This is a genomic window from Variovorax sp. 01N429 (genome assembly GCF_056399425.1).
The window spans coordinates 271206-293843 of the sequence record NZ_JBFTRG010000004.1 but is presented as its reverse complement, the minus strand read 5'-3'; the positions used below and the strand labels follow the sequence as shown (position 1 = coordinate 293843).

The following is a 22638-nucleotide window of genomic DNA, read 5'->3' as shown; positions in this document are numbered from 1 at the left end:
CTGGCGGTGGCGCTTGCTCTTCCTGCGCGATACACCCTTCGCGCCGAAGTCCAATGGCACCTCGGGAGCGCAGTCTCCCTTCGCCATCGATGGCCGCGCCTCGCAGACCATTGCCTTTCCCCACTTCGACTTCCTTCTCGCCACTTCGCGGCGGCGCAGCCGTGCGTTTTGGAACAGCGCGTTTTCGATCGCACTGAAGCGGTGTTACGTCGCCATTGGTGCCGCTGGCTCACTGCGGCGTTTCGCTCGACAGGGCTACCGCATCGAGCTGTCGAAATCTAGATTTGGTGCAACAGATGAAGAACGTGCGAACCCGTTTTCCCCATCGCACGCAATGCCTGTCCATCCTCCCGATGCGCCTGCACGAACTCTGCCCCACGAAGAAAGCCCCCATGTCCCTGATTGACCAAGAGTCCCCCCCGCGACGTCTATTTCTGCGCCAGATCGGCGGCGCTTCCAGCGTCGCAGCGCTTGCGGCGCCCGCACTGCTGAGCGGCCTCGGCAGCCCGCTGGCGGCGGCGCAGCCCAGCGCAGCGCAGCCGACCGACAACGCCCACCCCACGGGCTACCTGTCGCTGGGCCCGCAGGAAGCCGCCTGCGTCGAGGCCCTCGTCAACGTGATGTGCCCGGCCGATGCGATGACACCGAATGGGGTCGGCTGCGGCTTGCATCTGTACATCGATCGTCAGTTGGCCGGCGGCTGGGGGCGTGGCGACCAGCTCTATCGGCAAGGCCCTTGGCGCCCCGGCAAGCCGCAGCATGGCTACCAGTCTCCCCTCACACCCGAACAGCACTTCAAGGCCGGCCTCGCAGTGCTGCGCCGCGCGGCCGGACAACGCACGGGCGAGCCCATCGAGCAGCTCGAAGCCGCCCGGCTCGACGCCCTGCTGCAGGAGGTCGCTGCCGGCCGGATGGACGACGAGCGCTATGCGCTCGGTGCCTGGTTCAACGACTTTTTCTATCCCCTGTTCGTTCAGGCCTGCTTTGCCGACCCGATGTACGGCGGCAACCGCGACAAAGTCTTCTGGCGCGCGGTCGGCTTCCCCGGCCTGCCCGCTTTTCACGGACGCAACGTGGTTCAGTACCGCGGCCAGCCCTTTCCTGGCGCGGCCAAGCCCCAGTCGATCGATGACTTCAGCTGAAGGTCTATTCCCATGACTCACAAACTTCCCAAACGCGACGTCGTCTTCGTCGGCGGCGGCCTCACCGCCGGCCTCGCGGCGCGGCAGATGATGGATTCCGGCATCGACGTGCTGGTGCTCGAGCGCGGTGGCGATCTCGCCGGCAGTGCGGCCGCCACGCTGCCCAACCAGCGTGACGAATTGCGCTGGGGCGTGCGCAACAGCCTGGTGCAGAACTGGGCCAACGAGACCTACACATTGCGTCATTCAATCAGCGAGAGCGCGCTGCCGGTGCGCCGCATGGAAGCCTTCCTTCCCGGCGAAGGCATGGGCGGCGCGGCCAATCACTGGAACGGACAGACTTGGCGTTGGGCCGAGTACGACCCGGCCCTGCGCACCCGGCTCGAATCGCGCTACGGCAAGGCGGCAATCCCGCGCGAGATGACGGTGCAGGACTGGGGCGTCAGCTACGCAGAGATGGAGCCGTACCACGACCTGTTCGAGCAGCTCTTCGGCATCGCGGGGCAGGCCGGCAATATCGGCGGGCAGCTGATAGAAGGTGGCAACCCCTTCGAGGCACCCCGAAAACGCGACTTTCCGCAGCCCCCGCTCGAGATTCTCGAGTCGGGTCGCATCTTCAAGGCGGCCGCGCAAAGCCTCGGCTACAAGCCGTTCCCCCTGCCTGCGGCCAACTCGCCACGCGCCTACACCAACCCCGATGGCGCAAGTCTCGCACCGTGTCAGTACTGCGGCCATTGCGAGCGCTTCATCTGCGAGGCCAATGCAAAGGCCAGCCCGGCAGTGCTGCTGTATCCGCTGCTGCAGAAGCGACGAAATTTCGAAATTCGACTTCACTCGCAGGTGACCGGCCTCGTCTACGACAAGCACGCCAAGCGCGTGACGGCCGTGCAGTTCATCGACCTGCAAACCGCGCAAACGTACGAGCAGCCGGCCGATGTCGTGGTGCTGTCCGGCTTCACCATGACCAACACCAAGCTGCTGCTCACGAGCGGCATCGGCCGCCCTTATGACCCGAAGACGGGCAAGGGCGTGGTCGGCAAGAACTTCTGCTACCAGGTGATGTCGTCAGTGCCGGTGTTCTTCAAGGAGCGCTTCATCAATCCGTTCATGGCCTCGGGTGCCTCGCAGATGGTGGTGGACGAATTCAACGGCGACAACTTCGACCACGCAGGGCTGGGCTTTTTCGGCGGCGGCTACATCTACTCGAACGTGACCAACGGCCGCCCCATCAATGCCCGGCTCCACCCGCCCGGGACGCCGCGCTGGGGATCTGCGTGGAAACAGGCCAACGTCGACTGGTACGCGCATGCCTTCAACGTCGCGGTGCACGGCAGCAACTACCCGCACAGCCAGAACTACCTTGACCTCGATCCGACGTACCGCGACGCCTACGGTTTGCCGCTGCTACGCATGACCTTCAACTTCCACGAGAACGACCACCGCATGAGCGAGTACGTCACGAACAAGGCCGTCGGGATCGCGCACGCCATGGGTGCCACTGCAGTCGGTACACCGCTACCGCGGCAAGGCGACTTCGATACGCGTCAATACCAGACGACGCACACCACAGGCGGAACGATCATGGGCGCCGACCCTGCAACGAGCGTGGTGTCGCCGCGGCTTCAGCACTGGGATGCGCAGAACCTCTTCGTGGTTGGCGCCTCCGTCTACGCACACAACGCGGGATACAACCCCACGGGTCCGCTCGCGGCATTGGCGCTGCGCCTGGGAGACGACCTGGTGCGCTATGCAAAGCAACCGCGCATGCTTTGAAGGACCCGCAATGCGAACACTCCTGCTCACAGCCTGCGCTGCAGCTTTGATGAACCTGGCGCATGGTCAATCGTCCGTGCAGCCGCCCAAGACATGGACGACCTGTGCGGCATGCCATACGGCGCAAGGCGCGGCCGCCATTGGGCCGCCACTGGCCGGTGTGGTGGGCAGAAAGGCCGGCTCATCGCCGGGTTTCGGCTACAGCCGAGCCATGAAGAACGCACAGATCACCTGGGACGAAAAATTCTTGGCGGCCTTTCTCAGCGATCCGCAGCAAGCCGTACCGGGCAACCGGATGCCGTTTGCAGGCGTTCCGGATCCGGCCGAGGTGGCGGAACTCGTCAGGTACCTGAAGACACTGCGATAGGACGGCTGCCAAGCCGCAGATGCCTTGCACGCCAGGGCACACTGCATGACCCTATGACCCATGGGCAGCAGGGCCTAGCCGCCTGTCGTGCAGCCTCCGGCTACGATCAAACAGATACTTGAGTCCATGCCCATGGAAACCGTCGACCTGATCCACCTTCCCAGTCAGCCGCCTTGCGACGCTCATTCAAATGCAGCCTGAGGAGTCACCTGACCTGGCGTCGGCGGAAGTCCGGTGGTACTTCGGCGTTTTCGTTGTCTGGGAGGCGCAGCGCCGCCTCGAGCGGGCCGGCGAGGCCGTTCGGCTGGGGCCGCGCTCTTTCGATCTGCTGTTGCAATTGATCAAGCGGGCCGGCGAGTTCGTGAGCAAGGACGTCCTGCTTGCAGCGGTCTGGGCCGGCGTGGTGGTCGAAGAGGCCAGCGTGCGTGTCCACATGTCCACGCTCCGCAAGGCGCTCGGGGAGCCAGGCGGGAGCGACGAATGCAAGGAGTGGATCTCCAACATTCCGCTGCGCGGCTACCGCTTCAATGGGCGTGTCCGGCGCGAGACGACCGGCATCTGGACCAAGCCCGTGGCGTCACTGCCCGATGCTGGTTTCACGCCGCTGCCCGTTCGGCTGACCGAGCTTGTCGGTCGCGAAGCCGATGTGGCGCGCCTTCTCGAATCGCTCGAAGCCCACCGGCTGGTCACGATTGCAGGCACGGGCGGCATCGGCAAGACCCGGCTCGCGATCCACGTGGCGCAGAACCATCAGCAGCGACACGGCACGCAGATCGCCTTCACCGATCTGTCGTCGCTGATTTCCCAGGATCACGTGCTCGGCACGTTGGCACGCGCCGTGGGGGTGCCCGCCGACCTGCCGAACATCGTCGGAGCCGTCACGCAGCGGCTGGCGGGGCGCGCCGTGCTGCTGTTGATTGACAACTGCGAGCACGTGGTGGATTCCCTGGCGCCGCCGATCGATGGCCTGCTTTCCGTGCTCCCCGACTTGCGCATCCTCGCGACCAGCCGTGAGGCGCTTCGCGTGGCGGGCGAGTATGTCTTCCGATTGCCGGCGCTGGCGATTCCGGACGCCGAACAGATCTCGCTCACGCAGGCGCTGCACTGGCCGTCCGTCGAATTGCTTGTGGAACGGGCCAAGGCTGCGGGTGCGGGTGCGTTCGACGAATCGCATGGCCCTCTGCTGGCCCAGATCACCAGGCAGGTCGACGGCATTCCCTTGGCGATCGAACTGGTGGCCGCGCGCCTGGGCGTCCAACCGGTCGCCGATCTGGCGCGCAGGCTGGACGACCACATGCGCCTCTATGCCTTCAGCCGCGCCGCGCTCGCACGACACCGAACGCTCGCCGCGGCGCTGGACTGGAGCATCGCGTTGCTGAGCGGTACGGAACTGCGGCTCTTTCGCTGGTTGTCGGTGTTCCGCGGCCGGTTCGATGTCGAATCCGCGCTCGGCGTGAGTGCCGGCGGCATGGACACCGAGGTGGCATTCGACGCTCTGATCTCGCTGGTCAACAAGTCGCTGGTCTTCTTCGACAGCAGCGACGCTGTCGCGCCCTACCGGCTGCTGGACACGACGCGAAGCTATGCCGCCGCGCTTCTCGCGCAGAGCGACGAACGACCGGCTTTGCTGCGGCGCCATGCGATGCTCATGCGCGATCTCATGAAGGCCGCAGCGGCGGAACTCTCGGACCTGACCGAGCAGGCCTGGGCCGATCGATACGCGCACCGCCTGGACGACGTGCGCTTTGCACTCGAAGTCTGCCTCACGCAGCAACCCGACGCGAAGATGGCCGCCTCGCTGGTCACGGCTTCCGCGCCCTTGTGGTTTCACCTGGCCCAGGTCGTGGAATACCGCGACCGGGTCTCCGCAGCGCTAGCGCTGGTCGATCGGCAACCCACCCGCGACACGGAAACAGCGACCTGGCTGAACACGGCACTGGTCAGCGCCCTGCTCCACACCGGCAGGTCCTCGCCCGAGCTTGGGGCCGCCGCGGACCAAGCCCTGGCCGGCGCGCTTGCCGTCAAGATCCCCGTGCTGGAACTGCAAGCCCGCTGGGGCCGGTGCACGCACGACATGTTCCGCGGCGAGTATTCGGCGGCCTTGGATCAGGCGCACACGCTGATGGCGGCCGCGCAATCCTGGTCTGATCCTGCCGCGCTCAATCTCGCTCACCGCGTGATGGCGATGGCCAACCACTTTTGCGGCCACTTCGGTGTGGCAAGAATGCACAGCGAAGCCTCCGTGCGCGTGGGCGGCGGCCTGGGCCATGCCCGAGCCAACATGGTGGGAGTGAACGCCATCGTTGCAGCAAAAGCCATGCTGAGCCGAACGCTGTGGGTGCAAGGGGAAACGGCCAGGGCCCTCGAAGAGGCAAGCGACGCGGTGGACCGCGCGCAAGCGGCCGGAAAGTCCGTCTCTTTGTGCTCCGCGCTGTATGGCGCCTGCCCGGTCGCGCTGTGGGCCGGCGAACTCGAGCTTGCCGCCCAATGGATTCACTTGATGACGGACGAAGCACAGCGTAGGGGCCTGGTGGGCTGGCTTCGCTATGCCGAGTGGTTCTCCCAGGGGCTGCAGTTGGGCATTGCGCCGGACCGGGACCTTTACGTGCGCGAAGTGGCCGACCAGCTCGCGACCTATGACGCCCCTCACCGGGAAATGCTCGCGACCTTCTGCGTCGACTGGGTCGACGACGAGATGGTCGAGCGCGTCTCGCGCGGAGACAGTCCCTGGGTCGCCGCCGAGGTCTGGCGCGCCGCCGGATGGCGCGCAGCGCAAAGCGCTGCGCCTGACAAGGCCGAGGTCTTCTACCTCCGGGCCATCGAAACCGCCAGGCGACAGGGTGCCGTCGCTTGGGAACAGCGCGCCACACTGGCACGGACCCGCCCGCCGGGCGCCCGGCCGGTTCAACGCTAACCCGTCCTGGCGCGAAACTCTTCCAGCGTCTGCGCTGCACGTAGTTCCCAGGCGAATGCACCTTGCGAGCGTGCGAGGGCATGGGCCTTCAAATAAAGTGCCTGGGCTTGCGCGGTGTCGCCCAGCAGTTCCTTGTGCCGCCCGGCGGCACGGTAGACCTCGGCAGCGCTCCACTGGCCTTCGCCCTGCATCGCGCGAGCCACCAGGTGATCGTCCACCCACCGGTCGCAGAACGTGACCATCATTTCCCTGCGGGGTTCATCCATGACCAAGACCTTTGCCGCGACGGCATCGATGTGCGCGCCGGCGTCGTCGACCTCACCGAGCTTCATGGCGTCGTCGTAGCAAAGGGCCCAGTCATGCCAGTAGGCGAAGCCCTTGGAACGGGTCTGCTGCAACATCGTGTCGACCCAGGCGCGCGCTGCCGGTTGTTCGCCGGCCCATATGGCCATCGGACAGATCCAGAAGAGCGCAACGCACAGCGACAGTGCGTGCCCTAGTGCCTCCGCCTCCTGCATGCACCGGACGGCAGTGGCCATGGCGAGACGGCTCTCGCCCTGGATCCACAGCGTCCTGGCAAGAATGGCCATGGCGGTGGTGCGTGCGTCAGGCTGGAACGCGTTGACATGGTTGCGCCGGATCGCCTCATCCACGTCCGCCGCCGCTTCGGCGTGCATCCTGGCCTGGGCGAACAAGCCGCAGAAGTGACTGGCGAGCGCCAGCATCCGGTGCGATAGGTTGCGCGTCACGGCGTTGGTCGAGTGGCTCGCGAATTCGTTCAGGATCTCGGCATGCCGCAATGCTGGTGGGTACGCGCCGCGCGTGACGTTCAGTGCGCAAAGGCCCCACCGAGCCTGGAACTCGAGCGTCTTCATCTTGAATTCCAGTGCGCAATCCAGCGCCCGCTCGCAAGCCTGTGTCATCTCCGGCACCGTGCCGCCGGTGTGCCACAAGGCGTTGTAAAGCGCGATCTCCAGCCGCCCGGCCGTCAGGCGGTCGGGTACCTTCAGCGAATCGACGTGGTCCAGCGCCGCCCGAACACGATCCCGGTATTCGCTGACCTCGGACAGGCGAAACCACAGCGGCGCCGATGCGACAGTGAGCGCGCCCGTGATCGTCATGTCGTCGTGGTGGCCGATACAAGCATCCAGCGCCGCACGAACGTCGTCGAGGGAGCCGCGGTAGCGCTGCGTCCAGGCATCTGCGTCCAGCGACGCGAGTTCCGCGGTGGCAATGCCCATGAGGTCCAGCATGAAAAGGGCATGGCTTTTCGACACCGCGTCTTCCTCGCCCGCCCGGACCAGCAGCGCGTGCGCATAGCTGCGGGTGGTATCGAGCAGGCGGTAGGGCGAGTCCGCGGCCTGATCGGTGTCGTAGACGACGAGCGACTTGCTGGCCAGGCTCAGCAACGCATCGGACGCCACGTCCGGGTCCAGCGCACTCGCTGCCACGCTCAGCGCCGCCGCGACGCCGAAGTAAGCGCGGAACACCGACAACCTGCGGAACAGAAGCAGCTCGGCATCGCCCAGCAGGCCGATGCTCCAGTCCAGCGTCGCAGCCAGTGTGCGTTGTCTTGCCAGCGCAGCTCGCCTGGCCGTCGAATGCAGGCGCATGTGATCGTCGAGTCTGAATGCCAGCTCGCTCACGGGTTGTGCGCCCAGGCGGGCCGCGACCAACTCGATCGCCAGCGGGATGCCGTCCACCTGTTGGCAGATCCTGGTCAGCGGACCGCTGCTTGCGTCATCGAATTCGCGGGCCCCCGCGGCCTCGGCCCTCTCGACGAGCAACTGAACCGCCGGCGAGCGCAACGCATGCGCCAGGGAATCGGGCTGGGACTGCTGGACTGCCAGAGGCATCAAGCGAAAGACATGCTCGCCTCCCATGCGAAGCACCTCGCGGCTGGTGGCAAGGACCTGCAACCCGGGCAAGGCGGCCAGAAATCTGCCCAGAAGCGGCGACAGCCTCTCGATGACATGTTCGCAGTTGTCCACCAGCAGCAGCATCGCCTGGCCTTCGAGGCGCTGGACAATGGCTTCTTCGATGTCCGACACGCCGCCTCGCACGCCAATGGCGCGCGCCATGGTCGTCAGCACGTGGTCCTGCGAGGTCAGCGGCGCGAGATCGACGAAGCAGACCTGGGCATGCGGCGGCCTTTCCCGATAGCGCGCGGCGACGCAGATGGCAACGCTGGTCTTGCCCACGCCGCCGGGTCCGGCGACCGTGACCAGCCTGCTCGCCGCGAGCATGGCGAGCAGGCGCTCGACCTCCGCCTCGCGCCCCACGAGCCTGGAGAATCGAACGGGCAACCCGGCAGGCGCATCCCGCAGCGACGCATGGGCCACTTGCGCGACCGCAGCGGGCGGCACGAACTCGCAGTGCACCCGGCCCAGGAAGCGATAGCCGCGCAGTGGGATGTTGGCGATCCATTCCAGGCAGCCGTCCTGGGCACTGGGCCAACCCAGGGTCTTGCGCAGGATCGACATATGGACTCGAACGCTCGCCTCCTCGACCACCGTGTCAGGCCAGACCGCCGCGAGCAACTCGTCCTTGCTGATCACTTCGCCGGCGCGATCTACGAGTGCGACCAGCAGGCCGATGGCGCGCGATCCGAGCCGCACCGGCTGCCCGCCGCGCTCGAGCCTTGGCTCGGCTTCCGACAGTACGAAGGCACCAAAGCGCCACCGGCGACTCTCAGACACGGACCAGCCCGCGCTGCGTCGCCTTCGCCGCCACCTGCACCCTCGAGCCGACATGCAGCTTCTCGCAGATGCTGGAGACGTGTGCTTTGACGGTGATGGTGCCGGCGGCCACACAACGGTCGCGGTGCGTGACCGCCACATGGATCGGCCTGGCCTGGATCGGCGCGGTCATGGCTTCAAGTCCTTCTGAAAGTCATGGGTGGAAGTCTGTGCAGTTGGCGATCGCGTCGCCAGTTAGACCATGTCAAGCCTTGTTAGGGGCCCGGATGCGCCAGGCAGCGAGACCTTCATGGGTACACGAGCGCCAGGACACGAGCGGCACGCAGCCTCAGGGCTGTGCCCTCGCGACCGCGTCCGCGGCTTCGACGATCAGCCGGGACACCAGCTTCGGCCGCGAGATCATGACCACGTGTGAAGCGCCCTTGACCACGACCGTCTTCATCGACTTGGCACGCTCGGCCATGAAGGCCTGCACGGCAGCCGGAATGTTCTTGTCGCGGTCGCCGTAGATGAACCAGGAGGGCACGTTCTTCCATGCGGCAGCAGGCGACGGTTCGCCCAGGGCGCCCTCTGTGATGGGGCGTTGCGACACGGCCATCAACCCGGCAAGAGACGGCGGCACGTCTTCGGCGAATTGCTTGCTGAACTTGTCCTGCTGGATGTAGAGGTCCTTGCCGCCGTCCGGCAGAAGCACCGGCGCCGCCAGCGCCGAGCCGAGCGTGCTGCCGGGAAACTTGCCCGATAGGTCGGCCGCGGACTCGCCCACTTCGGGGGCGAACGCAGCCACGAAGACCAGGGCCTGGACGTTGGGCTTTCCCATCGCCGCAGCGGAAATCACCAACCCGCCATACGAATGTCCGACCAGCACGACCGGACCGGGGATGGACCCCACGAGGGCTGCCACGTAGTCCGCGTCGGACTTCACGCCGCGAAGCGGATTCGCGGCGGCGACAACGGGAAAGCTGCGCGCACGAAGGTCGCGCGCCACGTCATTCCAGCTGGCCGATTCGGCGAAGGCGCCATGGACCAGCACGACAGTGGGCTTTGTCGGCGCGCCGGATGTGGCCGCGGTTGCAGGTGCCGACAGATGCAGCGTCAGGATGCCGAGGGCTGTGAATGCGCGTGCGAGGCTGGAAAAATTCTTCATGCTGATGTCCTTTGATGAATGGATGGCCTGGGCGGCCGCAATGGGCGGCGACTCAATACGCGCCCGGAAAGTGGCTTCCGTGCACATGAGCGGAACAGATGTCATGCACGGACGCCGTCGCATGGATGGCCGCGGTCGCAAATCGCAGTTCCGCGTGCGCCGCGTCACCGGTGGCAATCGCGTAGGCGGCCACGATGGCCAGCAGCGAGATGCTTATGTATCCCGCGCTCCAGACCCGATCGATCGCACCTCGCGGCGCGGCGTCGCCGGCCGCCTGCAAGGCCTGCGTGCGCGCCTTGAGCGTGCGGCGTGTCGCGCCCGATGGCGCGAAGGAATGAATGCGCTGCGTCATGGTGACTCCTCGAGGGTGTGATGGCGCTCGCCTCAGGACGGCTGGGCTCCGGTTCGCGAACATCGCGGCACGGCTCGAATGCTAGGTTTCGCATCCCGGTTGCGGTAGTCATGCCGGAGGTACTGCCGTGTTGCATGCCCGGCATCAATGTGCGGCGCACTGTCAGGCGCGTCGATGAAGAGGAAGCCACACGTTGAACTCGGCGCCGCGTCCGGGTCCCGCGGAGGTCGCCTTCACGAAGCCCCCGTGAGCGACCGCAAGACCGTGAACCAGCGCCAGGCCGATGCCCAACCCACCGCGCGAGCCGCGGTCCCCGGTACCGGCCTGGCTGAACAGGCCGAAGACATGCGGCAGGAACTCGCGCGCGATGCCGCAGCCGCTGTCCGCGACGGCGAGCCGGGCGAATCCATCCTCGGAGGACAGGCGCACCTGAACCTCCGCGCCGGCGGGCGAGAACTTCATCGCGTTGTCCAGCAGGTTGCCCACGACCTGCTCCAGCCGCACCGGGTCGGCATGGCAGATCAACGGATCGGCCGTCTGCATCTGTGCGCGCAAGCGCCCCGACGACCAGCGCGCACCGAAGGCGGCGACGAGGTCCAGCGCGAGTGCGCCGAAGTCGACCTCCGCGCGGCGCAGCGCCAGCTTGCCGGTTCGCAGGCGCGAGAAATCGAGCAGGTCATCGATGAGCCGCGTCTGGCTTTCGATGGCGCGCTGCATCGCCCTGGCGATGCACTGCAGTTGCGAGGGCTCCGCGGATGCGGGCAGGCGCTGCAGCAGGCTGGCGTTCATCTGAATAACGTTCAGGGGCTGCCTGAGTTCGTGCGAGATGACGGCCAGTGCCCGGTCTCGGGTCGTGCAGCGCAAGTTCGTTGCGGCTCGAACGTCGTGCGGGGTCTGAAGGGCGGATTGCGCGCCCCCGGTGTGATAAAGGTTCACGAGAAATCCGTGCTTCTTGATGCGGCCGCCCCGGATTCATCGCGGCAGGGGGCCTCGGTGATGAACGATGTTGTTCTCTGTTTTTCGCGATGACACCGATCGTAGGCAGCCGCATCTCCTCGCAGAAGGGCGCTGCGGTGGCGCACCGTGTTGCCGGCGGAACACCAATCGACCAGAGCCGGCCGCGGCACATCGTTCGTGATCTCAGGACGCTTCGTTCACCCGAACCGGATTCCTGAACCGCCCCTCATCGCATCCAATCGCTCGACAACGCCGACGGCGGTGATTGCTGCCCATGCAAGGCGCACATCGCCCCCGTCACAAAACCCCAGGCCTGGCCGTCTTGCATCTTGAAGGAGCGTGTCCCCGGCCGCCAGGCAGGCAGTTCCTCCCCCGTCGTGGGTCTGAATGGCTGCGGCCTTCATCTTCTTGACTGGATCATCGAATGAAAAAATCTGCGCTCGAGGCATTTCCCATCGCGGGCTGGCGGGTCGCCGCCGTCCGACGCCGCACGGGCCTGCCCGCAGCGCAGGCATTGCGAGGGCTCGCGAGTGGGTGACATGTACGACATCGCGGCGCGCCCCACGCCAGGGGAGGCGCATGACGGCGCGGCGCAGGGGCCGGGCGAAGTGCGCTGGCGCTTTGGCGCATTCATCCTCTGGGAGTCCCAGCGCCGGCTGGAAAGACTCGGGCATAGCGTGCGCCTGGGCTCGCGCTCGTTCGAGCTGCTGCTGCAACTGCTCAGACGTGTGGGCGAAGTCGTGCGCAAGGACGAGCTGCTCGCCACCGTCTGGGCCGGGGTGGTGGTCGAGGAGTCCAGTGTGCGGGTCCACATCTCCGCGCTTCGCAAGGCTTTGGGTGAGCCTCAAGACGGGGACAACTGCAAGGAATGGATTTCGAACATTCCCCTGCGTGGTTATCGGTTCAATGGCACGGTTTTTCGCGAACAGGTTGGCATGCCGACCGAGGATCGGCAGCGGGCGGCGGCCCTGCCCGCGCTGTCTTTCGCGAAGCTGCCTGAGCGCCTCACCCGGCTGGTGGGCCGCGACGCCGACATGGAGCGCGTGCTAGCGGCACTCGCCACGCGCCGGCTGGTCACCCTCGTCGGCACCGGCGGCATCGGGAAGACCCGTGTCGCGATCCATGCGGCCGAATGCCATGCAGAACGCACGGCCATGCAGCTGGCTTTCATCGACCTTTCGTCACTGGTCTCGCAGGCCCATCTGGCGAGCACGGTGGCCCGCGCGCTCGACGCACCGGCGGACACCCCCGACACGACGCGGGCCATCCTGCAGCGCCTGGAGGACCGCGACGTGCTCCTGCTGATCGACAACTGCGAGCACGTGCTCGACGCGCTGGCGCTTCTTGTCACCGAACTGCTCGGCGCCCTTCCCGGCTTGCGCATCCTCGCAACCAGCCGGGAGGCGATTCGCATCGAGGGAGAACACGTCGAGCGACTGTCGCCGCTCGCGGTGCCCGGCGCGCAGTGTGCCGACCTGGCCGAAGCCATGGAGTCGCCCGCGGTCGAACTGCTGGTCGAGCGTGCGAAGGCCGTGGGTGCCCGCGCGTTCGAGGATTCCGACGGCCCGTTGCTCACCGCAGTCGCCCGACAGGTCGATGGCATCCCGCTGGCCATCGAACTGGTGGCGGCACGCCTGGGCGTCCAGCCGATCGGCGACCTTGCCTTCCGGCTGAATGACCACATGCGGCTGTACTCCGCCGGCAGTCGAGCCGTTCTGCCCCGGCACAGCACGCTCGCGGCCGCGCTGGATTGGAGCATCGCACTGCTCGACGACGCGGAACTGCGACTCTTTCGGCGGCTCTCGGTCTTCCGGGGGCGCTTCGATGTCGAGTCGGCGCTGAGCGTCACCCGGGCGGACATGGATTCCGAAGTGGCGTTCGATGCATTGATCTCGCTGGCGAACAAATCGCTGGTGTCGTTCGACAACAGCGACGGCATCGCGCCCTACCGGCTGCTCGACACGACGCGCAGCTACGCCGCCGTACTTCTCGCGCAGACCGATGAAGGCCCGGCGTTGCGGCGGCGCCATGCGCTCTTCATGCGCGAGCTGATGAGCGCCGCGACGTCTGATTCGGGCGAACTCACCGTACAGGCCTGGAACGCACGCTATGCGCACCGGCTGGACGACGTGCGCAGTGCGCTGGACGCCTGCCTGGCGCAGCAGGACGACTGGGAAACCGGCGCCGCGCTCACCATCGCTTCAGCGCCCTTGTGGTTTCACGTCTCGCAGGTGGAGGAGTATCGCGACCGGGTCATCGCCGCGCTCGCATGCCTCGTGCAACCGCCGGGTGCGGGCACAGAGACAGAGGCATGGCTGCAGATCGCCCTGGGCAATGCGCTGTGGCACACCCGCGGACCGGTCCCCGAAATGAGCGCCGCCTACGATCGGGCGCTTGCTGTGGCCATGTTGGTCCGGTCGGTCGTGCTGGAGCTCCAGGCCCGCTGGGGTATCTGCGTGCTGCATGCGATTCGCGGCGAATACTCGGCCGCGCTACACCACTCGCAGGTGCTGTTCGAATTCGCGCAATCGACCCCCGATCCCGCCGCGCTCAACCTGGCACATCGCATGACCGCGTTGGCGAGTCACTTCTGCGGCAACTTTTCTGCGGCCAGCGCCGGCGCCCAGGCGGCGATCGTTGTGGGCGGCACCGTGCGCCAGACACCCGTCAATCTGTTCCAGGTCGATGCCGCCGTCGCATCGAACGCCTTTCTGGCCCGTACGCTCTGGCTCCAGGGCGATGCGGCGAAGGCCATGGCCACCGCCACCCACGCGGTGGCTCTTGCCGAGGCCGGGGGCAATGCGCTGTCGCTGTGCTTCGCGCTGTTCGGCACATGCCCGGTCGCCCTTTGGTCGGGCGAGCTGGAACTGGCGCGCAAATGGGTGCGCATGCTGCTGGACGAGGCCCAGCGCAGAGGTTTGGTGTACTGGCACCAGTGGGCGCATTGCTATGCACTGGGCCTGCAGGCGCTCACCACGCACGACCCCCACCGGCATATACGCCAGGTCGCGCAGCAACTCGACGAGTTTGACGCGCCACGCAGGGAAATGCTCGTGACCTTCTGCGCCGACTGGATCGACGACGAGACGATCGCGCGCGCCGGCGCCGGACACGGCCAATGGAGCGCGGCCGAGACCTGGCGCGCTGCGGGCCGGCGCTGCGAGCAGCGCGGCCTCGACGATGAAGCTGAGGCGTTCTACCTGCGTGCCGTCGATACCGCCAGGCAGCAAGGCGCGCTGGGATGGGAATTTCGTGCGGCGATCAGCACCGCCCGGCTGTGGGATCGCCGAGCCAAGAGGAAGGACGCCCTTGACCTTCTGGACCTGATCTGCGCGCGCGCGGCGCCTCGCGTCGAGCACCCGGGCCTTGCGCAAGCCCGCGCACTGCGCCGCGCACTCTCCCGCACCTGAGAGGCTCCGCGCCGCATCGGGCTCACGGGGACAGTGCCGGAACGCCGGGCATAACAAGGATTGACAGGGCTTAACTGGCCCCGGCACGGCTTTGCGCGCAGAGTGACCTCTTCGCTTTCATGGGGGATCCAGGACATCTGATCCCTCGAACCGAGAAGCCGTACTCATGACAACCTCTGCCCTTCCTTCGCCCTCTTCCATCCCCCTCTCGCCACGCGCGGACCCGCTGGCCTCCAGCTTCGCCACCAGCTATGCCGGGGTGGTTGCCTTCATTGCCGTTGTCACGGAAGGCAGCTTCGCACGGGCCGCCGATCGCCTGGGCATCGGCCGGTCCGCCGTGAGCCGCAGCGTCCAGAAGCTGGAAGACCAGTTGAACGTCCGGCTCTTCCTGCGCACCACGCGAAGCACCACGCTCACGCGCGAAGGCGACCTCTTCTACGCCAATTGCCACACCGGCGTCGACCGGATCGTCCAGGCAGTGGAAGAGATGCGAGACCTGCGGCAAGGCCCACCCCGCGGGCACCTGCGCATCAACGCCGCAGTCGGCTTCGGCCGCCGGGTCGTCGCACCGCTGCTGGGCGAATTTCGCGCGACCTACCCGGCGGTCACCATCGACCTGTTGCTCAACGACAAGCCGACCGATTTCACCTCCGACCGGGTGGACATCGCGTTTCGCAACGGCCGCATGGAAGATGCCCAGATCATCGCCAAGCAGATCATCCCCATGCAGCTGCTGCTGTGCGCCTCCCCCGCCTACCAGGTGGCCCACGGACTGCCCGACAGTGTGGAAGCGCTGGCCCAGCATGAGTGCATCAACTTTCGCTTTTCGTCCGGCCGCATCTTCGAGTGGGAGTTCAAGATCGGGGGCCAGCCACGCAAACTCGTGCCGCAGGCCAAGCTCACCTACAACGACGCGGACCTGGTGCTGCAGGCCGTGCTCGACGGCCACGGCATCGCCCAACTGCCGGGCTACCTGGCCTGCGAGGCGCTCAAGACCGGTGCGCTTGTCCCGTGCCTGACTCAGTACGCGCCCGACGACAGCGGCCACTACATCTGCTATCTGAGCCGCCAACATCTGCCTTCGCGCATGCGCGTGTTCATCGACTTCATGACTTCGAAGATCCGAGCCGCCGACCTGGACTGCCTCACCGACCTCAGCCCGAAGCTGCAGGCCGATGCCGGGATTGGTGCCGTCGCGACAACAGCGTGAGTCCCTGCGCAGGCCTACCCCCTCGCCCTCGGCGAACCTAGCATTTCAATCGTTCCACGGCCTCTTTCGCAGCGCTCGCGCACCGTGGTCCGACGTTTCAAATTCAACCGCAGGAAACCATGAAGACCACACAAAATCCTTCGCGCCGACACCTGATTGCGACCGGCGCTGCCGTCGCCACTGGCACCCTCGCGTTCGGCATGCAAGAAGCAGCCGGCGCAGCAAACCGCAACCGAGCGCCCCAGTCTCAAAGCCCCTCGAGAACCAGCAACACCATCACCACGCCCGACGGCACGCAGATCTACTACAAGGACTGGGGCGACGGCCCCGTCGTCACCTTCTCCCACGGCTGGCCGCTCAACGCCGACGCATGGGACGGACAGATGCTCTTCCTGGCGCGCAACGGCTTTCGCGTCATCGCGCATGACCGGCGCGGGCATGGCCGCTCGAGCCAGTCTTCGTCGGGCAATGACATGAACGGCTATGCCGACGACCTCGCGATTCTGTTCGAGGCGCTCGACCTGAAGAAGGCCACGATGGTCGGCCACTCCACCGGCGGCGGCGAGGTGGCGCGCTACATCGGACGCCATGGCAGCAAGCGCGTGGCCAAGGCCGTGCTCATCGGGGCGGTGCCGCCGGTGATGCTGAAGTCCGCAGCGAACCCCGAAGGCCTCCCGATCGAGGTGTTCGACGGCCTTCGCGCCGGGGTCGCCGGCGATCGCTCGCAGTTCTACAAGGAGTTCGCCCTCCCGTTCTTCGGTGCCAACCGACCGGGCGCGAAGGTGTCGCAAGGCATCCTGGACCAGTTCTGGATCTGGAGCATGCAATGCGGCCAGAAGAATTCCTACGAGTGCATCAAGGCCTTCTCCGAAACCGACTTCACCGAAGACCTGAAGAAGATCGATGTGCCCACCCTGATCATGCACGGCGAGGACGACCAGATCGTGCCCATCCACGACTCGGCAAAGAAGTCCGTCCAGCTCGTCAAAGGCGCCAAGGCGATCTACTACCCCGGCGCGCCGCACGGGCTCACCGCCACGATGCAAGACAAGATCAATGCAGACCTGCTTGCCTTCCTCAAGAGCTGAACCACGCACACGACCGACCTCGAACTTGCACCATGCTGAATCTTTTGCTGCAAACCACAATCGAAGGAGACCCGGACGACTGGAACATCGCGCGCTTCAGTCGCCTGGGTTCGTTTCTCTCGCAGCTGCAGGACGACAACGGTCGGCCCGCCTTCCAAGTGACCGCGCGCGACCGTTCGTCACGCACCGTTCCCGACCCCGTACTCTCTACCCTGGATGAATCAGACTTCGACCAGCTCTGGCTCTTTGCCGTGGATACCGGCGACGGCCTGACACCGGAAGATTGTGCGAGCATCAGCCGATTCCGCCGTCGCGGCGGCGGCCTCATGGTCACGCGCGACCACATGGACCTGGGCAGTTCGATCTGCAACCTCAATGGCGTCGGCGCCGCGCACCACTTCCACAGCCGCAACTGCGAGCCCGATACGAATCGCCAATGCGTCGACAACCCGTTCTCGGGCGCCATCTCGTGGCCCAACTACCACTCGGGCGCAAACGGCGACTACCAGCGCATCCGGTCGGTCGGCAGCATTCACCCGGTGATGCGCGACAGGCGCTCGGCCACGGGTGTGATCCAGTACCTTCCCGCGCATCCGCATGAAGGCACGGTCGGTGTACCGCCCGGTGATTCGAGCTGCCGCGTGGTCATGGAAGGGCAGAGCTCGCTGTCCGGCAGGCGCTTCAACATCGCGGTCGCGTTCGAGCACTCCGAGCACGGTGGTCGGGCCATCGCGCAGTCGACCTTTCATCATTTCGCCGACTACAACTGGGACCCTTCGGCCGGTTGTCCTTCCTTCGTGGCGGAACCGGCCGGCGATGGAATCATCCGCTTCTCCGAAGCGCTTCGCTCGACGAAGCAATACGTGCGCAACGTCGCCTTCTGGCTCAGCGCCGACCAGCCCGCTTGAGGAGAAAACCATGCACGCGCCCTTTCGGATCGCCACCACCGGCGGCAGCTTCACCGCGTACGTCGCCCGCCCGCAGAAACTTCCCGCGCCAGCCATCGTCGTCATCCACGAAGTCTTTGGCGTCAACGCCGACATGCGCCAGACCTGTGATGAACTCGCGGCGCAAGGTTACCTGGCCAACGGCAGGACCGCGGATTTCCTGGCGCTTCATCTGCAGCCGCACTGAAACGCCTGACGCACCCGTAGCAACAACGACTTTCTCCAGCGAAAATCGCCGCACGGCCTGTCGCGGGCCATCACTTGATGGAGTCAACCATGCTGCGTCTCTACGACAGCCGTCTGTCGGGCAACTCCTGGAAGATCCGCATCCTGCTGAGCCAGCTGGGCCTGGCGTACGAGCGCGTCACGCTGGACCTGCAGAAGGGCGAGGCGCGCGAACCCGCGTTTGGCCGGATCAGCCGGTTCTCACGCGTGCCGGTCCTGGTACTCGACGACGGGCGCCCGATCGTCGAATCGGGCGCGATCCTGCTGCATCTTGCCCAAGGAACGCCCTACCTTCCCGACGACCCGTACCTGCGAGCGGAGGTCATGAGCTGGCTCTTCTTCGAGCAGGCCGACCTCCAGAAAGCCATTGCCATCCCGCGCGTGCTTCACCTGCAAGGCCTTGCCCAGGAAAGGCAGCAGGACATCGAGCGGCTCCATGTCGACGGGTACGCAGGCCTCGAAAAACTCGACCAGTGTCTGCGCGGGCACACATGGCTCGTGGGCACGCACTACACCGTCGCCGACCTCGCACTTTCCGGCTACGTGTCACTGGCCGAGCAGGGCGGCTACGACATGGCCCGCTTTGCCGGCATCCGTGACTGGCTGGTACGCGTGCATGGCCAGCGCGGCTGGGTGCCCCTGATTCCCGAAGCCGGCCAGGCAGCCGGACGCTGAATCGCGCCTTCGATCGTTCGACATTCCGGGACCGTGCGTACAAGGTCCGACGCCTTCTCAATCACCCACCGCTTCCCTACGATTTGCCTGCGTTCATCCACCGCCGGATCGAACGAAAAGCTGCTCATTGATTGTTGGTTGGTGTGCCTGCCGCGCAGGCAGATGAGGAATGTGATGACGAGTCGTGCCTTGCTGATCGAAATGGCCGCCGCCGTGCGCGCCGCCGTTGCGGACCCTTCCCGCATCACCACCGTGGGCGGTGGCTCGGAACCCCGGTTCGAGCTCTTCCATGCGGCAAGCTCACTGTGCTCCCAGAAAGTGCGCACGGTGCTGCACGAGAAGGCGTTGCCGTATCGCTCCAACGACATGCGCATCCTGAGCACCATGGATAGCGGCGGCTTGGTTCCGGCTGAACACTACAGCCCCGCCTACATCCGCCTGCGCCTGGTCGCCGCGCGTGAATTGAACCGCGAGTACGTCAGCGGCTACAGCGGACGGACCTCGGTCGACTCGGAAGGCTTCGATCCCTGTGTTGTGCCATTGCTGGTCGACTACGACACCGGCCGCGTGATTGCCGATTCGCAACGCATCTGCATCTATCTCGACGGCGTCTCACGCACCCCGGTCCAGCTCGTTCCCGATGCACCCGATGCACGTGCGCAAGTCCTGCGACAGGTCGGCATCGTCGACCGGATCGCCAACGGCGCCCTGCTCTACGGTTTTCATCCGGATGCGGATCTGCGGCCCGACGCACTCAAGGCTTCGATGCAGACGGTCTATGACTACAAGGTCATGGCGCTGGAGCGATTGATCGCCGACAACGCGGGCGAGCCCGAGCTGGTGGCGGCTTACCGCGCCAAGATCGTGAAAGAAAGCGGCGGCAAAAAGGTATCCCGCGATCCAGTCTTCCAACGCACGGCGCGCCAGCAGACGACGCAGCTGCTCATCGACCTGGAGCGCGACCTGGCCGCTGAGTCATTCGCTTTCCTCGATGGCCACGCCTTCTCCCTGGCCGACGTGTTCTGGGGTGTCAATCTCGTGCGGCTGAACTACCTCGGCCTGGCGTGGATGTGGGATGCGTTGCCCCATGTCGCGCGCTATGTCGATGCGCTGGCCAAGCGGCCTTCCTTGTGCAAGGAGTCGATCCAGGCCTCGATCGATTCGATGCCGCACTCCCGCTGCATGGATGCCCTGGCTGACTGCCGGGTCGACGCCACGGCCTGACGTCTCCCTGCGCAGCCAAGCCGCTGCTATTTCCATCCTCGTTCCCCTCACCCGACATGTCGTGGTGGCGGGTGCGCTCGTCCCACGCCTTCTTGAACACGGAGATAAACCTTGATCGCCGATCGCCCGACGTCCCCCGTGATCCCTCGCGCACCCGGTGCGCGCTCTGCGCTCGAGGCACTGGCCGGGCGGCGCATCACAGCTGTGGCGCTGGTCGAGCAGGCACTCGAGGCCGCACAGACCAGCAAGCGCGACCTGCGCGCGTTCGCAGCCATCGACCGGGACGGCGCGCTGGCCGCCGCGGCCGAAAGTGACAGGCGCTATGCGCAAGGCCGGCAGCGGCCACTGGAAGGACTGCCCATCGGGATCAAGGACCTGATCGACACCCAGGGCGTCGAAACGAGCTATGGCTCTGCGGCTTACATGGGGCACGTTCCGACCGCGGACGCCGACATCGTGCGCACGCTGACCGAGCGCGGCGCCATTCCCATCGGCAAGACGGCCACGCACGAATTCGCATGGGGCGTCACCACCGCCAGCGCCGCCTTCGGCGACGCCTTGAATCCGTGGGACCGCACACGCATTCCCGGCGGTTCCAGCGGCGGCGCCGCGGCGGCCATCGCCTGCGGCGCCGTGGCGGCCGGCCTCGGCACGGACACCGGCGGGTCGGTGCGCATCCCGGCCGCGCTGTGCGCGGTCGTGGGGTTCAAGCCGACTTACGGCGCGCTGTCCACGCGCGGCATCTTTCCACTGGCGCCGACGCTGGACCATCCCGGCTTCCTTGGCGCGACGGTCGACGACCTCGCGATGCTGGCGGCTGCCTTCGCCATCGACATGCCGCAGCACGCCGTCCCGGCCTCCGTGCGCCTGGGCGTGGTGCGCGAGATCGCACCCGTGCCGTTGGGCTCGGACGTCGCGGACGCGTTCGACGCCGCCGTGGCGAGCCTCGGCCAGGTCTTTGCGTGCACGGCGCTCGATGCGCCCGGGTTGTTCGACGGCGTGTTCGAGGCCTTTGCGCACATCGTCCTCACCGAAGGCGGGGTCGAGCACTTCCGGCGCAACGACGTCGATCGCATCGCAGCCCACTACGGCCGCGAAACCATCGAACGGCTCGAGCGCGCCAGGACCCTCACGCTGGGCGACTATGCGCGCGCGCAGCAGACGCGGCGCAACTTCACCGCCCGGCTGCATCGCGCGATGTCGGTGCTCGACTGTCTCGTGCTGCCGACCTGCCCCTGCATCGCACCGCGAGTGGGCCAGCCATCGATCGACATCGGCCCATGGTCCGGCACGGTGCGCGAGGCGCTGATGACCTACACGGCGCCTTTCAACCTCGCAGGATTCCCCGCCCTCTCGATCCCCCTTGCCGTACGCGACGGCCGGCTGCCCGTCGGGTTGCAGATCGTGGCGAAGCCGGGCCACGACGGCGCCCTGCTGCAGATCGCACAGCAGATCGAACGCCTGTTGCACGCCGGCGCATCGATGACGTATCCCCCCACCACCAGGAGCACACCATGAGCGACACCCCCACCCCTCAGACCATCGATCGTCCTGCGGCCGGCCAGACACCCTACAGCGCATGGATGCAGACCGACACCTTGCACTCGCTGCAGCGCACGGTCAGCGACCATCCGGGCGAGCACGCCTGGATCGTGCATGTGCAGGTGTCGGAGCTCTACTGGATGCTCATCATCAAGGAGATCCAGTCGGCCCAGGCCTTCCTGCGGGCCGACGATCTGCCGCAGGCCTGGCGCACGTTGCAGCGCGTCGTTGCGCACCACGCGCCGCTGGACGCCATCTGGCGCTCGATCGACTGGATGACGCCGAATGACCTGCTCGCCATCCTTTCGCGCGCGGTCGCCACGCACGGCAAGGACACGGCGCTCCAAGGGTGGACCTACCGGCAGATGGTCTATCTGCTGGGCATCAAGCAGGCCGAGCACCTGCAGCATTTCGAGCCGCAACCCCATCGCTGGGAACAGCTCAACAAGGCGCTGGGCGAACCCAGCCTGTATGACGACGTGCTCGCGTTCCTCCAGCGTCGTGGACTGAACGTGCCGGCCGAGGTGCTCGCACGCGACCTGCGCGCGCCTTACAAGCCCAGTCGCGACGTCGAACAGGCCTGGCGCCAGGTCTACGCCGACCCGCACGCGAACATCGAGCTCCAGCAGCTCGGCGAGACCCTGGCCGACATTGCCGAAGGCTTCTGCAACTGGAAATTCCGCCACCTGATGGCGACGCGGCGAACCTTCGGTGCGCGGCCGGCGTACTTCGGCACCGAAGGCGTCGCGTGGCTCGCTCCCACGATGGACGAGATTCCGTTCCCCGAACTCTGGTCGGCGCGCACCTTCATCGGTGATCCGCCACCCGTGTGCCCTCACATGGCCCGGCAGGGGAAATGAACACCCTGATCGTTCGCGATTGTCGGACCGTGCGTGCAAGAAGCAACGTCTTCTCAGGCGCCAGCCGTCTGCCTACGATTTCCCCAGCCTTCACGAGATCGCGTGA

The 22638-nt window shown here is 66.3% G+C and carries 19 protein-coding genes; 14 read left to right on the top strand and 5 right to left on the bottom strand.

Annotated features, from left to right (window positions below):
• Positions 1–13: 13 nt before the first annotated feature.
• From AC1DSF_RS09665 to AC1DSF_RS09645, 5 genes are all read left to right on the top strand, one after another.
• A complete protein-coding gene (locus tag AC1DSF_RS09665) occupies positions 14–406 on the top strand; it encodes a hypothetical protein (RefSeq protein WP_478124527.1) in 393 nt (130 codons plus the stop codon).
• The gene (locus AC1DSF_RS09660; RefSeq protein ID WP_478124526.1) at positions 393–1142 is read left to right on the top strand and encodes a gluconate 2-dehydrogenase subunit 3 family protein; all 750 of its coding nucleotides are present in this window, start codon (positions 393–395) and stop codon (positions 1140–1142) included. Before AC1DSF_RS09665 ends, AC1DSF_RS09660 begins: the two co-directional genes overlap by 14 nt.
• Before the next feature lie 12 nt (positions 1143–1154).
• On the top strand, positions 1155–2915 hold the full coding sequence (locus AC1DSF_RS09655) for a GMC family oxidoreductase (RefSeq protein ID WP_478182752.1): 1761 nt from the start codon (positions 1155–1157) through the stop codon (positions 2913–2915).
• 10 nt (positions 2916–2925) lie between these two features.
• Positions 2926–3282 carry a c-type cytochrome gene (locus tag AC1DSF_RS09650; protein ID WP_478182751.1) on the top strand — a complete coding sequence of 119 codons (357 nt, stop codon included), beginning with the start codon at positions 2926–2928 and terminating at the stop codon, positions 3280–3282.
• 190 nt (positions 3283–3472) lie between these two features.
• Positions 3473–6196 carry an ATP-binding protein gene (locus tag AC1DSF_RS09645; protein ID WP_478182750.1) on the top strand — a complete coding sequence of 908 codons (2724 nt, stop codon included), beginning with the start codon at positions 3473–3475 and terminating at the stop codon, positions 6194–6196.
• Here AC1DSF_RS09645 and AC1DSF_RS09640 read toward each other — a convergent pair.
• The 5 genes from AC1DSF_RS09640 to AC1DSF_RS09620 all read right to left on the bottom strand — a co-directional run bounded on the left by AC1DSF_RS09640 (position 6193) and on the right by AC1DSF_RS09620 (position 11330).
• Complete coding sequence (locus AC1DSF_RS09640; protein WP_478182749.1) at positions 6193–8895, bottom strand: ATP-binding protein; 2703 nt, start codon at positions 8893–8895, stop codon at positions 6193–6195. The two genes, AC1DSF_RS09645 and AC1DSF_RS09640, sit on opposite strands and share 4 nt — an antisense overlap.
• Positions 8888–9067: a hypothetical protein gene (locus AC1DSF_RS09635; RefSeq protein ID WP_478182748.1), complete on the bottom strand. Its 180-nt coding sequence runs from the start codon at positions 9065–9067 to the stop codon at positions 8888–8890. The genes AC1DSF_RS09640 and AC1DSF_RS09635 overlap by 8 nt, the downstream gene beginning before the upstream one ends.
• A 156-nt stretch (positions 9068–9223) precedes the next feature.
• Positions 9224–10042, bottom strand: a complete 819-nt coding sequence (locus AC1DSF_RS09630; RefSeq protein ID WP_478182747.1) for an alpha/beta fold hydrolase — start codon at positions 10040–10042, stop codon at positions 9224–9226.
• 52 nt (positions 10043–10094) lie between these two features.
• Positions 10095–10394 (bottom strand): hypothetical protein, encoded by a 300-nt coding sequence (locus AC1DSF_RS09625; protein ID WP_478182746.1) that lies wholly within the window; start codon positions 10392–10394, stop codon positions 10095–10097.
• Positions 10395–10556: 162 nt separating this feature from the next.
• Positions 10557–11330: a sensor histidine kinase gene (locus AC1DSF_RS09620; RefSeq protein WP_478182745.1), complete on the bottom strand. Its 774-nt coding sequence runs from the start codon at positions 11328–11330 to the stop codon at positions 10557–10559.
• Between the two features lie 560 nt (positions 11331–11890).
• On the opposite strand from AC1DSF_RS09620, the gene AC1DSF_RS09615 reads away from it, so the two are divergent.
• The 9 genes from AC1DSF_RS09615 (at position 11891) to AC1DSF_RS09575 (ending at position 22532) form a co-directional block, all read left to right on the top strand.
• Positions 11891–14761 carry an ATP-binding protein gene (locus tag AC1DSF_RS09615; RefSeq protein WP_478182744.1) on the top strand — a complete coding sequence of 957 codons (2871 nt, stop codon included), beginning with the start codon at positions 11891–11893 and terminating at the stop codon, positions 14759–14761.
• A 166-nt stretch (positions 14762–14927) separates the two neighbouring features.
• Positions 14928–15971, top strand: coding sequence for a LysR family transcriptional regulator (locus tag AC1DSF_RS09610; protein WP_478143799.1), 1044 nt, complete (start codon positions 14928–14930; stop codon positions 15969–15971).
• 119 nt (positions 15972–16090) lie between these two features.
• Complete coding sequence (locus tag AC1DSF_RS09605) at positions 16091–17059, top strand: alpha/beta fold hydrolase (protein WP_478124515.1); 969 nt, start codon at positions 16091–16093, stop codon at positions 17057–17059.
• A gap of 32 nt (positions 17060–17091) precedes the next feature.
• The gene (locus tag AC1DSF_RS09600; protein ID WP_478143798.1) at positions 17092–17967 is read left to right on the top strand and encodes a hypothetical protein; all 876 of its coding nucleotides are present in this window, start codon (positions 17092–17094) and stop codon (positions 17965–17967) included.
• A 10-nt stretch (positions 17968–17977) separates the two neighbouring features.
• Positions 17978–18193 carry a dienelactone hydrolase family protein gene (locus AC1DSF_RS09595; RefSeq protein WP_478143797.1) on the top strand — a complete coding sequence of 72 codons (216 nt, stop codon included), beginning with the start codon at positions 17978–17980 and terminating at the stop codon, positions 18191–18193.
• 89 nt (positions 18194–18282) lie between these two features.
• Positions 18283–18906 carry a glutathione S-transferase family protein gene (locus tag AC1DSF_RS09590; protein ID WP_478124512.1) on the top strand — a complete coding sequence of 208 codons (624 nt, stop codon included), beginning with the start codon at positions 18283–18285 and terminating at the stop codon, positions 18904–18906.
• A 174-nt stretch (positions 18907–19080) separates the two neighbouring features.
• Positions 19081–20130, top strand: a complete 1050-nt coding sequence (locus tag AC1DSF_RS09585; RefSeq protein WP_478182743.1) for a glutathione S-transferase family protein — start codon at positions 19081–19083, stop codon at positions 20128–20130.
• Between the two features lie 111 nt (positions 20131–20241).
• Positions 20242–21648, top strand: coding sequence for an amidase (locus tag AC1DSF_RS09580; RefSeq protein ID WP_478182742.1), 1407 nt, complete (start codon positions 20242–20244; stop codon positions 21646–21648).
• Positions 21645–22532, top strand: coding sequence for a tryptophan 2,3-dioxygenase (locus tag AC1DSF_RS09575; protein ID WP_478182741.1), 888 nt, complete (start codon positions 21645–21647; stop codon positions 22530–22532). Before AC1DSF_RS09580 ends, AC1DSF_RS09575 begins: the two co-directional genes overlap by 4 nt.
• The last annotated feature ends 106 nt before the right edge of the window (positions 22533–22638 follow it).